Origin of the sequence: Granulicatella balaenopterae (assembly GCF_900111135.1) — a bacterium.
In the GTDB taxonomy this organism is placed as follows: Bacteria; Bacillota; Bacilli; order Lactobacillales; family Aerococcaceae; genus Granulicatella; species Granulicatella balaenopterae.
The window spans coordinates 41911-56105 of the sequence record NZ_FOGF01000011.1; the positions used below are offsets into that span (position 1 = coordinate 41911).

The 14195-nt window shown below is 36.0% G+C and carries 16 protein-coding genes; all 16 read left to right on the top strand.

Translation table 11 applies throughout. From position 1 onward, the window contains the following. Positions 1-5 precede the first annotated feature (5 nt). Positions 6-737: a pseudouridine synthase gene (locus BMX09_RS03920; protein WP_089746396.1), complete on the top strand. Its 732-nt coding sequence runs from the start codon at positions 6-8 to the stop codon at positions 735-737. A gap of 171 nt (positions 738-908) precedes the next feature. Beyond that, on the top strand, positions 909-2627 hold the full coding sequence (locus BMX09_RS03925; protein WP_089746397.1) for a septation ring formation regulator EzrA: 1719 nt from the start codon (positions 909-911) through the stop codon (positions 2625-2627). 71 nt (positions 2628-2698) lie between these two features. Further along, positions 2699-4600 carry an ABC-F family ATP-binding cassette domain-containing protein gene (locus tag BMX09_RS03930; RefSeq protein ID WP_089746398.1) on the top strand — a complete coding sequence of 634 codons (1902 nt, stop codon included), beginning with the start codon at positions 2699-2701 and terminating at the stop codon, positions 4598-4600. A 54-nt stretch (positions 4601-4654) separates the two neighbouring features. Next, positions 4655-5602, top strand: a complete 948-nt coding sequence (locus BMX09_RS03935; protein WP_089746399.1) for a thymidylate synthase — start codon at positions 4655-4657, stop codon at positions 5600-5602. Positions 5603-5765: 163 nt separating this feature from the next. Beyond that, on the top strand, positions 5766-6254 hold the full coding sequence (locus BMX09_RS03940; protein WP_089746400.1) for a dihydrofolate reductase: 489 nt from the start codon (positions 5766-5768) through the stop codon (positions 6252-6254). An 8-nt stretch (positions 6255-6262) separates the two neighbouring features. Then, positions 6263-6919, top strand: coding sequence for a uracil-DNA glycosylase (ung, locus tag BMX09_RS03945; RefSeq protein WP_089746401.1), 657 nt, complete (start codon positions 6263-6265; stop codon positions 6917-6919). Between the two features lie 84 nt (positions 6920-7003). After that, the gene (locus BMX09_RS03950) at positions 7004-7612 is read left to right on the top strand and encodes a YpmS family protein (RefSeq protein WP_177159524.1); all 609 of its coding nucleotides are present in this window, start codon (positions 7004-7006) and stop codon (positions 7610-7612) included. A 21-nt stretch (positions 7613-7633) separates the two neighbouring features. Then, the gene (gene deoD, locus BMX09_RS03955; protein WP_089746403.1) at positions 7634-8344 is read left to right on the top strand and encodes a purine-nucleoside phosphorylase; all 711 of its coding nucleotides are present in this window, start codon (positions 7634-7636) and stop codon (positions 8342-8344) included. Between the two features lie 15 nt (positions 8345-8359). Next, positions 8360-9928 carry a S41 family peptidase gene (locus tag BMX09_RS03960; protein ID WP_089746404.1) on the top strand — a complete coding sequence of 523 codons (1569 nt, stop codon included), beginning with the start codon at positions 8360-8362 and terminating at the stop codon, positions 9926-9928. Positions 9929-9941: 13 nt separating this feature from the next. After that, the gene (gene lepB / locus BMX09_RS03965; RefSeq protein ID WP_245711124.1) at positions 9942-10673 is read left to right on the top strand and encodes a signal peptidase I; all 732 of its coding nucleotides are present in this window, start codon (positions 9942-9944) and stop codon (positions 10671-10673) included. A 366-nt stretch (positions 10674-11039) separates the two neighbouring features. After that, positions 11040-11615 (top strand): sigma-70 family RNA polymerase sigma factor, encoded by a 576-nt coding sequence (locus BMX09_RS03970; protein WP_089746405.1) that lies wholly within the window; start codon positions 11040-11042, stop codon positions 11613-11615. Between the two features lie 42 nt (positions 11616-11657). Continuing rightward, complete coding sequence (locus tag BMX09_RS03975) at positions 11658-11870, top strand: hypothetical protein (RefSeq protein WP_089746406.1); 213 nt, start codon at positions 11658-11660, stop codon at positions 11868-11870. A 38-nt stretch (positions 11871-11908) separates the two neighbouring features. Continuing rightward, the gene (locus tag BMX09_RS03980) at positions 11909-12145 is read left to right on the top strand and encodes a DUF2922 domain-containing protein (protein ID WP_089746407.1); all 237 of its coding nucleotides are present in this window, start codon (positions 11909-11911) and stop codon (positions 12143-12145) included. Between the two features lie 87 nt (positions 12146-12232). Next, on the top strand, positions 12233-12865 hold the full coding sequence (locus BMX09_RS03985) for a peptidoglycan amidohydrolase family protein (protein ID WP_089746408.1): 633 nt from the start codon (positions 12233-12235) through the stop codon (positions 12863-12865). Between the two features lie 247 nt (positions 12866-13112). Further along, positions 13113-13718: a protein adenylyltransferase Fic gene (gene fic / locus BMX09_RS03990; protein ID WP_089746409.1), complete on the top strand. Its 606-nt coding sequence runs from the start codon at positions 13113-13115 to the stop codon at positions 13716-13718. Positions 13719-13887: 169 nt separating this feature from the next. Then, a partial coding sequence (locus BMX09_RS03995) for a phage integrase SAM-like domain-containing protein (RefSeq protein WP_177159465.1) occupies positions 13888-14195 on the top strand: 308 nt, incomplete at its 3' end.

Here is a 14195-nt window from a genome sequence, read left to right on the forward strand (position 1 = left end):
AACAAATGAGAATTGATAAATTTTTAGCTAATTGTGGATTAGGGTCTAGATCTGATGTGAAAATCCTTCTAAAACAAAAGCGTGTAGCCATTAATCACAAAAAAGTCTCATCTGCTAAGATTCAAATCCAAGAAGAACAAGACCTAGTTACCGTCGATGGAGAAGTCATAAAATACGAAAAGTTTGTTTATTATTTATTAAACAAACCAAAAGGCGTTATTAGTGCAACCGAAGATTCCAGTCATGCGACGGTACTCGATTTATTAGATGAGACAGCAAAACAAAAAGAAGCTTTTCCAGTCGGACGTTTGGATATTGATACGCATGGATTATTATTAATTACTAATAATGGGGCTTTAAGTCATGCCTTATTATCACCCAAAAAACATGTCGATAAGACGTATATCGCAAAAGTAAAAGGGATTATGACCAAGGAAGATATCGAAAGTTTTGAAAAAGGGATTGTTTTTCGTGATGGAACCAAGTGTTTACCAGCTTCTTTAACAGTTTTATCAACTGAGCCAAGTCAAGATACTAGCTTAGTAAAGATTGTGATTAAAGAAGGCAAATTCCATCAAGTAAAGAAAATGGTCTTAGCTTGTGGTAAGGAAGTCGTTGATTTGCAAAGAGTTAAGATGGGACCATTAGAATTGGATGAAAATCTAGAAAAAGGAGAATTTCGCCGATTAACAAAACAGGAACTAGAACTATTTAGTGGTTTTGGTGTAGAATTATAATGAATAACTAGCAGCAATGCTAGTTTTTCTCATTTAGTTGTAAATTTATGAAATTTATTTAAAAATATTCAAATTTTTTTGCTTTATGCTTAACTTACATGATATACTAACTAATGATATATTAACTATATAGGAACAAAAAATACAAATAAATAAGTTGGAGGAATCGTGATGGAAGTCGTTTACTTCTTTTTAACAGTAGTAGTAATTGGATTAATTATTTATGGAGCAATTTATTATTTTAGTCATCAACAGACTAAAGAGATTGAAGAGATCAATCAGAAAAAGCAAAAGTTGATGGGGGTACCAATTGCGGATACCTTATATACTTTAAAGAATTTAAGTTTAACAGGACAAACAAAGCGTTCATATGAATCATGGCAAGCATCTTGGCAAACAATTACCAGATTCCGCTTCCCAGAGATTGAAGCAACAATCGTGGCAGCAGAACAATATATTACAAAATATAACTTTGTGAAGGCAAAACAAACCATCAAAGAAGCTAATGAGTTAATTGATGAAACAAAAAAAGATGTTGATAAAGTCTATTCAGCATTACAAAAATTATTAGAAAGCGAAAAACAAAATAGAGCAGAACAAGAAGCTTTACAAGAACGCTATACAGCATTACGTAAAGAATTATTAGCTCATAGCGTTATATTTGGCGATGCATTAGAAAGCCTAGAAAAACGCTTATCGTATTTAGAATTAGATTTTACAAAATTCAATACATTAACGAATGAAGGCGACCACTTAGAAGCTAAAGAAGTCTTAACTCGCATTCAACATGAAATGGATGAATTTGAACATATTATTGAAGAAGTTCCTAAGTTATTAAAAGAATTAGAGACAGAATTGGATGAAGAGATTTTAGACTTACAAGATGGATATACTCGCATGGTAGAAGAAAACTATCCATTCGGTAAGACTGATGTTGCAGGTAAGATTCGTGATGTGATGGCCATTGTTGAAAAAGCTAGAAAATTAGTGATTACTACTGATTTAGAAGATGCTCGTCAACAAATGGATAAAGCCAGTCGTGAAATCGAGACCCTATACAGTATTATGGAAGCAGAATTAGCAGCCAAACAATATGTTGTAGCCAACCAAAAAACAATCGCAATGCAATTAAAACGTATTATCGATGCTAATCGTTATGTCAGCATTGAAATTGATCGTGTCTCACAAAATTATATCCTATCGCATAACGAGACTGCCCAAGTGAATGAATTCGAAGCACAATTAACTCGTGAACAAGAATCATTAAATCACTACACAGAAGAAATGGAAAATGCGACAGTACCATTTACAACAGTGGAAGAATACTACCACTTAATAATGAACAAATTGCAAGAAATCGATGGTAAACAACGTGCTTTAGTTGCCGAACTAGCTGACTTGAAGAACCAAGAAAGACAAGTTCGTGATAACTTAGATGACTATGAATTATCATTACGTAATATGAAACGTACTATAGAAAAATATCACTTACCAGGTTTGCCAAAAGAATATTTACAAATGTTCTTTGCTACAACGAATAAAATTGAGCAATTAGCCCAACACTTTAATCGCGTTAAAATTGATATGCGTGAAATTAATCAAATCGATGCCAAAATTAAAGATGACATTGAGCAATTAGAAGATGAAACACAATCAATTATTGATAATGCTCGCTTAACAGAGTATATGATTCAACACGCTAATAGATACCGCTTATCAAATCCTGAAATTGAACAAGCCATTAATAGCGCGTTAGAACAATTCAATAGTCATTTCTATTATGCAGAAGCTTTAAGAACAATTGAAACAGCACTTAATGCGGTTGAACCAGAAGCTGGCAAACGTGTTAGAAATGCTTATGCATATGATAAAAACAACCAATTATTTTAGTTAGGATAATGGTCATCTGGAATATCGTATTTCAGGTGACTTTTTTTATTAGTATAGTGAGGAGAGATAGGATGAAAGATTTACGTGTAGATCATTTACATAAGACATATGGCGAGAAGACTATTTTAGAGGATGTCTCATTTTTAATCAATGAAGGCGATCGTGTGGGGTTAATCGGTAAGAATGGTACCGGAAAGACGACACTCTTAGATATTCTATCGGGAGTTGATTTTCCAGAAGGAGGCACGATGAAAGCTTCCAATGATTACCGTATCGGTTATTTGCGCCAGAATCCATTATTAGATGATGATAAGTCAGTATTTGATGTATTATACCAAGGTGACCACCCAACTTTAGCCACCGTCAGAAACTATGAACAAATCGTATTACAATTATCACAAAATCCAACCGATGCGACTTTAATGAAGCGCTTTGAAGCACTTGAAGAGGAAATGAATCAAATCGATGGTTGGCAATTTGAAGTAAAGATTAAATCAATTTTAAATAAAGTTGGTATTATAGATATTACTAAACGTGTCGGCGACTTATCAGGCGGACAAAAGCGTCGTGTGGCACTGGCTAAAGTCTTAATTGATGAGCCTGATTTATTATTATTAGATGAACCAACGAACCACCTTGATATGGAAGCTATTCAATGGTTAGAGACTTACTTAGCGAATTATAAAGGCTCTTTATTACTAGTAACTCATGACCGTTATTTCTTAGAACGTGTAGTGAATCATATGTTCGAATTAGTACATGGACGAATTGAGGCATATGAAGGTAATTATCAAACCTATTTAGAAGAGCGTGCTGCACGTGAAGCCATCCAAAGTAAGATGGATCACAAACAAGAACGCTTGTACCAACAAGAATTGCACTGGATGCGTCAAGGTGCCAAAGCTAGAACAACTAAGCAACAAGCCCGTATCCAACGCTTTGAAACATTAGAAAAAGACGTTAAAAATAAAACAACTGAACAAGAATTAGAAATTACCGTCGACCAAAAACGCATCGGTAAACGTGTCTTTCAATTAGAAGATATTGACCTATCAATTGCTGGTCACCAAGTCTTAAAGGATTTTGAATTAATTATCCAATCCAACGCTCGTATTGGGATTATCGGACAGAATGGTATCGGGAAATCAACCCTCTTACATACTTTAGCAGGCTTATATCATTTTGATAAAGGGACATTCATTACCGGTGAGACCGTTCATATCGCATATTACAAGCAAAATGATATCGATATCCCAATGGACAAACAAGTTGTACAATATTTACGTGAATATGCTGAAGAAGTTCGTCAAAAGAATGGTGAGGTTGCTTCTATCTCTGAATTATTGGAAACATTTTTATTCCCACGTCATATGCATGGGGCGTATATTTCTACTTTATCTGGTGGTGAGCGTCGTCGTTTATACTTATTGAAGCTATTAATGACTAAGCCGAATGTATTATTATTAGATGAACCAACGAATGATTTGGATATTGATACATTAACAGTGTTAGAGAAGTTTATTAGCGAATTTAATGGTGCGGTAATTACGGTATCCCATGACCGTTACTTCTTAGATAAGACATCGGATATTTTACTAGAGATTAAAGGACAAGGCGCATGGGATCTCTTCTATGGTTCGATGAGTGAATATTTGGATGAACAAAAAATCTTAAAAGAACAAATGATGGAAGAAGCAAAAGAATTAAAAAAAGTAGAAGAAGTAGCTATCGAAGCAGTAAAAGTTGAAAAGAAACGCCGCTTAACGTATCATGAACAAAAAGAATGGGATACATTGGAAGATGATATCGCAGCAATTGAAGAAAAGATTAGTACCATTGAAGAAGAAATGCAGACAGTTGGTAGTGATTTTGCAAAATTACAAGAATTACAAGAAGCACTAGACGCAGCTTCCCTTAACCTCGAAGAAAAATACAATCGCTGGGAAGAATTAGCACCAATTGCCAACGATTAAGGATAACAAGTTGTTCACTGGAAATGAAGCAATATGGAAAAGGAAGGATAAACAATGACAAAACAATATTTAGATTTTGCAAGACATGTCCTAGAACAGGGCGCTGTAAAAGATGATCGAACAGGAACGGGAACAAAGAGTGTATTTGGTTATCAGATGCGCTTTGATTTACAAGAGGGATTCCCAATATTAACAACTAAACGTGTCCCATTTGGTTTAATTAAAAGTGAATTACTATGGTTTTTAAGAGGGGATACCAATATTCGCTTCTTATTACAACATAATAATCACATCTGGGATGAATGGGCTTTTGAACGCTATATCAAGTCTTCTGATTATACAGGACCTGATATGACGAATTTTGGCATCCGTGCACAAAAAGATGAAGACTTTAATCGTATCTATCAAGAGCAGAAATTACAATTTTGTGAGAATATCTTAGTTGATGAAGAATTCGCTGAAAAATATGGTGAATTAGGTAATATTTACGGTTCACAATGGCGTCATTGGCAAGGAGCAAATGGTGAAGTCATTGACCAGATTAAAGATGTGATTGCGACCTTAAAGACGAATCCTGATTCACGTCGTTTAGTGGTCTCTGCTTGGAATCCAGTTGATGTGCCAACGATGGCTTTACCACCTTGTCATACATTATTCCAGTTCTATGTAGTTGATGGTAAGTTAAGTTGCCAATTATATCAAAGAAGTGCCGATATCTTTTTGGGTGTACCATTCAATATTGCTAGCTACGCCTTATTAACGCATTTGATTGCCAATGAAGTTGGTTTGGAAGTGGGCGAATTTATTCATACGATTGGCGATGCTCATTTGTACTTAAATCATCTAGAACAAATCGAACGCCAATTGAATCGTGAACCATATGAATTACCACAATTACACTTAAAAGACCCAGAGAAATCTATTTTCGAGGTGGAGTCAGAAGATATTGAATTACTTCATTATCAATCACACCCAGGGATTAAAGCACCAATTGCGGTATAGAGATTCTAGATTCTGGCAAGATAAGATACAGATAAAGATTGCTAAATGAGATGAAAAAGCGCTAGATAAATGGCTTTCTAAAAGATAAAAAGAAGAATACGAATGAATTCGAACTAAACAGCGCATAATATTTTGGGATAATGAAAGAAGAGGAGGCGAAGAAATGTTAGCTTTTGTATGGGCAGAAGATCAGAATCATCTAATCGGTAAAGCTGGCAAATTGCCGTGGTATTTACCGAATGATTTACAATTTTTTAAGGATTTGACTAGTTATCAGACAATTGTCATGGGGCGTAAGACTTTTGAAGGGATGGGCAAGCGCTTATTACCAAACCGCCACACAATTATTTTAACGCATGATAAAGATTACGAGGTTCCGGGGGCAGAAGTTGTAACGGACTATCAAGATATTATATTAGATGCGGCCGAAGAGGATATCTATATCGTTGGTGGGAGTCAGATTTATCAATTGTTTGCTGGGGATGTAGATGTCTTATATCGTACAGTTATTGAAGCGGAATTTAGTGGGGATAGCTATTTTCCAGAATTGGATTGGGAGCAATTCTCTTTAGTGAAGACCATTGAAGGGATTGTAGATAGCAAGAACTTATTCCCACACCGATTTGAAATGTATCATAGAATGGAAAGTTAGGGGATTAGATGACAGACTGGCAAGAATTATTACAAGAAGAACAAGCAAAAGATTATTATCATGAATTACAAAACTTTATTGCACATGAGCGACTAACTAAGACTATTTTCCCGCCTGAAGAAGAGGTCTTTAATGCATTTCATTATACGCCATATCAAGATGTGAAAGTGGTGATTCTAGGACAAGACCCCTATCACGGAGAACGGCAATCACATGGCTTAAGCTTTTCTGTTAAAAAAGGAGTCAAAATCCCACCCTCATTGCGTAATATCTATCAAGAATTAGAAGCAGATCTTGGGATTAAAGCTCCCAATCATGGTGAGTTAACGTCTTGGGCACAGCAAGGAGTCTTATTACTGAATACGGTCTTAACCGTTGAAAAAGCAAAGGCGAATAGCCATCGAGGAAAGGGCTGGGAAAAGTTTACTGATCAAGTTATTCGTCTCTTGAATGAGCGTGAAGAGCCGATTATATTCGTCTTATGGGGCAATCCCGCCAAAACGAAAAAAGCCTTTATCGATACTACTAAACATAAGATTATTGAATCTACTCACCCAAGTCCTTTATCAGCTTATCGAGGATTTCTCGGTAGCAAACCCTTTAGCCAAATTAATCAACAATTAATAAAATGGGATAAAGAACCGATAAACTGGGAAATAAAATAAAAGCTTGTGAATAAATTTGAAAAATTAATTTAGTAAAATAATGATTATATGCTATAATAAGAGAATAGTATGAGGAGGAATCAGATGAATACTAAGAAGAAAAATCCTTGGAAAGTCGCTTTTTTCACTTTAACAGCAACAATCTTTGTGATACCGATTGGCTTTTATGCAGGGCTAGCCTATTTAAATGCTAGTCATTCACAAAAAGAAGATCAAAGTACAACGAATATAAAAGCGCCAAGTGAAGAATATATTCAAACGGACCTTAGTCTAACGAAGGAAGCCTTCCAAAAAATGATGCAAACATATCTAGGTGACAAATTAGCTAATGGGAAAGTTGAAGTCTCTGACGACATCAAGATTTCTGGCACACAAAAAATATTAGGAATTGATGTGGCGTATGCATTAACGACTCAGCCCTATGTTACTGAGGCAGGGGATTTGCAGTTGAAGATAACGTCTATTAATTTGTCTCATATTGAATTGCCAAAAACTATCGTACTATCACTATTGTCAACGCAAGTCGAGTTACCGGACTTTGTGGAAGTAGACGCCAATAACAAATTGGTCGAACTAAAGCTATCTGAACTAACTTTGCCAAAAGACATTAAAATATTGGCGAAAACTTGCCAACTTCAGGATGATAAGATTGTCTTTACGATTTTCTTTAAGCCTGAATTACTAAAAAACTAATTGGAAAAGGGGAATAATAACATGAGTGTACACATTGCAGCAGAAAAAGGACAAGTAGCAGAATCAGTATTAATGCCGGGAGATCCATTACGTGCGAAATATATTGCTGAGACTTACTTAACAGATGTAGAACAATATAATACAGTTCGTAATATGTTTGGTTATACTGGATACTACAAAGGTAAACGCGTGTCAGTTCAAGGATCAGGAATGGGTATTCCTTCAATGATGATTTATGCGAATGAATTATATACAGAATATGATGTAAAACGTATCTTCCGTGTAGGTTCAGCTGGCGCAATCCAAAAAGATGTTCATGTACGTGACGTTGTCTTAGCACAAGGCGCAACTACTGACTCTTCAGTAATCAATAACATCTTCCAAAACCAAGTAACATATGCACCAATCGCAACATTTGAATTATTAGACAAATCATATCACATTGCTAAAGAACGCAACCTAAACGTTCACGTAGGTAATGTATTATCAGCAGACCGTTTTTATAATGCTGAATTAGATAAACAAAAATTAGCTGACTATGGTGTCTTAGCTGTAGAAATGGAAGCAGCAGGATTATATGCTTTAGCTGCACAACATAATCGTCAAGCATTATCAATCTTAACAATCAGTGACCATATCTTAACTGGTGAAGAAACAACATCAGAAGAACGTGAAAAAACATTTAATGATATGATGGAGATTGCATTAGATACTATTATTGCTTGTGACTAGAAGGCGGATTTATAGATGGATAAATTTAACAAAGAGCATACCACACCCCAAGATAGTAAAAAGGAAGTATCAGAAGAACTTACTGAAGGACCGATCACAACAGAAGAGTCACAAAATTCCAAAGAATCAAGCTATATTCACATGAAGAAGTCGACTTTTAATTCAATCATTGCTGCCTTAATTGTGGTGATTGCTTTTATGACGGCTTTTGTTACGGTATTTGTCGATCATCAAGTCATTCAGAAAAAGATGACGAATGAGGCAGAATATAGTATCGGTTTACCACCAAAAGACTTTAAACGCTTTGAAGTCGTCTACTCTTACTTGAAAAATGGCTATGTTGACGAAACTGTCACATCCCAACAACTAATAGATGGAGCGATTCGTGGGATGACCGATTCACTAGAAGATCCTTATACCGTCTATCTTATGAACGAAGAAACAGAAGCTATCGATGAGACCATTACAGGTTCTTTTGCCGGGATTGGTTCCGAATTAAAAAATGAGAATGGCATGGTTGTAATTAGTACACCAATTGAAGGCACACCTTCACAAAAAGCGGGTCTACAACCAAATGATGTCATTTATAAGGTTGATGGTAAAGATGTTACAGGATGGCCTGTCTCTGATGTTGTGAAGATTGTTCGTGGTGAAGTGGGAACAGATGTCACATTAACCATTATTCGTCAAGGACAAGAATTAGACATTACCATTACCCGTGAAGAGATTCCAGTCATTACCGTTCGAGGAGAACTTGATCAACAAGTCCCATCGATTGGACGAGTAACGATTTCTAACTTTTCGTTGAATACGGATCAAGAATTAGAAAAAGTCGTTAGTGATTTACGTCAGCAAGGGGCAACCTCATTTGTATTTGATGTGCGATATAATCCGGGAGGTTTACTCAACCAAGCATTACGTATCGCCAATATGTTCTTATTAGAGCAAGAACCCATTATGCAAATTGAAGACCGCCAAGGTAAAATCACTGAATACCATGCCGAAAAGACTAAGATGGGCGACTTTAAAATTACTGAACCTTATGTCTTATTAGTCAATAAAGGAAGCGCAAGTGCTGCCGAAATCTTAACAGGTGCATTACAAGAATCAGCCAATGCAACGATTATCGGAACTAAAACATATGGTAAAGGAACCGTTCAAACAGTGATTGATGTGACGGATAATAGCGAACTAAAATATACCAATGCCAAATGGTTAACCCCAAATGGCAACTGGATTCATAAAGAAGGGATTACTCCAACAATTGAAGTAGCATTACCAGATTATGCCTTTTTATCGATATTGGATACAAGTGTTGAACCGCAATCTGGTGATGTATCAGCAAATGTGCGTAATCTTGAATTAATGTTAGAAGCCTTTGGGTATCCAGTAGTCGTTGATGGATATTTTGATGAAGCAACAACAAAAGCAGTGACACAGTATCAATCAAGTAAGGAATTAGACCCAACAGGAATTGTCGATGAAAAAACAGCCAATGCCCTAATGGATGACATTCGCCAATTGATTGAACAAAATGATACCCAGTACAAAAAAGCAGTTGACTATCTAACTACAAAAGAATAGGAGGGTGGAGTTTTTGCGATATAGTAAAGAACCGATTGAAGAAGTCGCGCAGGAATTTGTTCCACGTAATGACCTCTATCGTGTAAAACGTTCCAAAAAGAAAAAACATAAAAAGAAAGGCCCTAATAGTCGTCATAATAAATACCATCAAGAAAAAGAGAAAAAATCTCTTCTTCACGAAATTTATGATTATATCATATCAATTGTGATAGCATTAGGTGTCTTATTCTTATTATATACTTATGTGGGATATCCCTTTACGATTAGTGGAGATTCTATGTATCCTACATTACATGATGGCGACAAAATGATTATGAGTAAGTTAAATTCGATTGATCGTTTTGATATTGTTGTCGTGGATTCTCCTGATGAGACCGAAAAATACATCAAACGAGTTATCGGCATGCCTGGTGATGAGATTTCAGTATTCCAAGGTCAATTATTTATTAATAATGAATTAGTAGAACAACCATTCATTAACCAAGACTTACCACCAGATGAAAAGACTGTGACGATTGACGACTTTTCATTATATGGCTTGACTGGTGAACGAGTGGTACCTGAAGGGAAATATTTTGTAATGGGAGATAATCGTGGCGTATCTAAGGATAGTCGTATGATCGGCTTTATCTCAAAAGAACATATCTTAGGAGAAGCCGTCTTTACTTTCTGGCCAATATTTCCTGATAATCGCGTAGGAATGGTTAAAAAATATCCCGATCTATATGTCGAGCAAACAGAATAATATAAAAAGCAGTTAGCGCCATAGTGGTGTTAGCTGCTTTTTTTTGCTTCAAACATGATTAAAACCATGATGAAAATAAAAACTTTTTTAACCCCATTGATGGCTAGGCGGGGCTTAGTTTTCAGTGGGTTTTCTTTTTGATGTAAATACAAAAATCGTCATTTTCATGAAAAATCTTTCTCGCTATGGGTGTTGATGATATTTGATTTACATTTATATAAAGATGATTTTTATTGCAATTAAATAACTTATTTTCTTCTTTTAGCTACTTTTTCACATTAGACAAGCCTTTTACTATTTTATATCTTATAGGCGAACAAGGCCTTGTATCTTTTTTGGGTAGCGCGCCCAAGGAAGGCAAATAAGATGGAACAACAGCAACACCAATTAACAATGATGGAAGAAGAATGGGTAGTAGAACAGTTTGAAGGGATGGTAAGGAAGCAATTATTCCGCATGAATATCTCGTATTATCATGCCGATTATGAGGATTTATTGCAAGAAGGCCGATTAGTCGTATTGAAGACTGCCAGTGAATTTGTGGTGGATTGGAATGATGAAGTGGATGTTGGACGCTTTATGTGTCTAGCAGGCAAGCGTATTCGTTGGCGTTTGCTTGACTTTTTACGACATAACCAAAGAGAAGCCGCAGTATCTTGTGATGATGAAGAATTTTATTATTTGGAGGATGAAGACATCGCACTAGACCAAGAGCTAGAACAAGTTACCTTAATGAAAGAAGTTAGAAAAGCCCTTAACGATGAAGAATGGCAGTTAGTAGTAGCTTTAATGGATGCAGACAGACCACGAACACAAATAGCAAAAGATTTCCATATGAGTCGCAAGATATTATATACCAAACGAAAAGAATTACAGAAAAAATTAAAAAAAGTTCTAAAAAACTGGAACACATCCAAACCTAATAACGCTATTAAGATGTAGAGGTCATGACACTACAAAAAACAAACAAAGGAGAGAATAAACATGGCAAAAGTATTTGAGAAAGCAGCGATTGAATTATATCACGACGACTTAGAAAAAGGACGTACACTAAAATTCAAAACATTAGGAGATGTAAAAGAAGGCGTCAGCGAAGAAGCCATTAAAAAAGTCGCAAAAGCCGTTGACCGTATCGCCAAAGAAGATATGACTTATGCAATGCATGTAACACGTGAACGTTGCCTAATGGATGACTAACAAACAACTTAACACAAACAAAATAAGGAGGAAGAACAATGAGTGAAACAAAAGTAGTCGCAAAATTAAGCTTTATCGATGGAGAAAATAAGAAAAAATCATTAAGCATCAATAACCCAGTACCAGAATTCAACCAAGAAATGGCCCAACAAGCAATGGAAGACATTATCCAAGCAGATGCCTTTGAAGTTGAAGGAGTCGCAAAATACGTCAAAAAAGACAGCGCAGAATTAATTGAAACAACCCGCACATCGATTTTTGATGCAAAACCATAAATAAATAGCAGAAGGTTGAATCTAGCACTATTACGCTAGGTTCGACCTATTAATAAAAGCTGAATTCAAAAAAGAAAGGTGAGGGGCATGGGAAATATTGAAAAGTCATTGGATTGGTTTGAAGATAGAATAGGAAAGGTTAGTTATTCAATGGCTCGTCGTAATGGGCCACGAAGCTATGATTGTTCCAGTGCACTATATACCGCATTACGAGCAGGCGGATTCCCACTGAGAATTACATGGAATGGCAATACCGAGAACTTATTCAAGGAAGCAGGTTATCTATTAGAAGAAATCTCGTACTTTGAGCGCAAACGAGGCGACATCTTTATTGCAGGAGTAGAAGGTAACAGTGCCGGCTCATTCGGTCACACAGGAATGGTCTGGAGTCGCCATCAGATTATTCACTGTAATGCCACCGACAATGGGATTCGCATCACACCAATCTTTGCTAGAACAGGCCAACCGTGCAGATGGTTCAGAATCAAACACTGCTACATTGATCACCCAACATCGACTCCAATAGTCAATCACGTCGGTCAATTAGCACAAGTCAAAAAGGATGCCAAACGCTATCAAACCGGAGAAAAAATCGCACCATTCGTCAAGGGAAAAAGCTATATGGTCATCCAACAAAGACATGATCAAAAGAGCAACCAACAAGCCTATCTATTAAGCGGTATCTATAGTTGGGTATTAGAAAAAGATATCAGATGGTAGAACTAAAATCCGTATTAAATTTTTCGATTAATACAAGATAGCCATCAGGAATAACAATTATCAGATAACTAATCCAAGATATTCATAACGTAAGAAGTAGCGAAGAGCAAAATTTGAGCTTTTCGCTGCTTTTTTGTGCGTCTATAATAAGAAGTTCATCCGAAAATTATATGCTATAATAAATAAGAAACTCACAAGAAAAATCCATATCGTGAACCAACTAAAAATCCCAAAAGAGGTGAAGCAAATGATTCCTAAAAATAAATTAAACCTTACCAATCCAATCGAATTAGCACAACAAGAAGAAAAGCTAACTAAAAAAAGGGCAGTCGCATTATGGGGTGATCCTCAGCTAGCCACATATGCAGCGGGAAGCGTTCAAAGATTAACCGCCATCCATCACTACTTGTTCCAGGATATTTACGACTTTGCTGGAGAACTTAGAACGATTAATATCGTGAAAGGACATTTCCGATTTGCGCCAGTCATTTATTTGAGCCAAGCATTACAAGCAATTGAACAGATGCCACAAGCGACTTTTGATGAAATTGTCGAAAAGTATGTTGAAATGAATGTGGCTCATCCTTTTAGAGAAGGTAATGGGCGTAGTATGTGTATTTGGCTGGATGATATCTTAAAGCAGGAATTAGGCTATATTATAAATTGGACAAAAATTGATAAGACTGATTATTTATTAGCAATGGAAAGAAGCCCCATCAAAGATCTAGAACTAAAGCACCTACTAAAAGAAGCCTTAACAGATGAGATGAACAATCGAGAACTCTATCTAAAAGGAATTGACAGTAGTTACGATTACGAAGGATTGAACCAATATAAAGCCAGTGAATTATAATAATAAAATGGGGATTATGATGCACCTCTCATAAGATAGAAATGTCTTGTGGGAGGTGTGTTTTTAATGGAAACTTAAACTAAAATGATAATATATGTAAAAATGTCTATATTGTCTTCATCATCGAAAGCCTGTTTTAGTGATTTTTAAATTGATGGAGGGATTTTTTATGGCTATTCATGAAGGTGCAAATGAATTGTTTTATCAATATTACAAACGTTGGATTACGATTTATAAGGAAGGTGCGATTCGTGATGTGACGATGCAAAAGTACAGAATGACTTATGTTTGGGTGAGAAAATTGGCGCCTGAGTTGAAGGTGTGTGATTTGAATCGGATTTCTTATCAGCAATTATTAAATGATTATGCCCAAGAACATGAACGTCAGACTACGATGGATTTTCATCATCAGTTGAAGGCGGCGGTGTTGGATGCGGTTGATGAGGGGTATATTAAGCGTGATCCTACGAGAAAGGC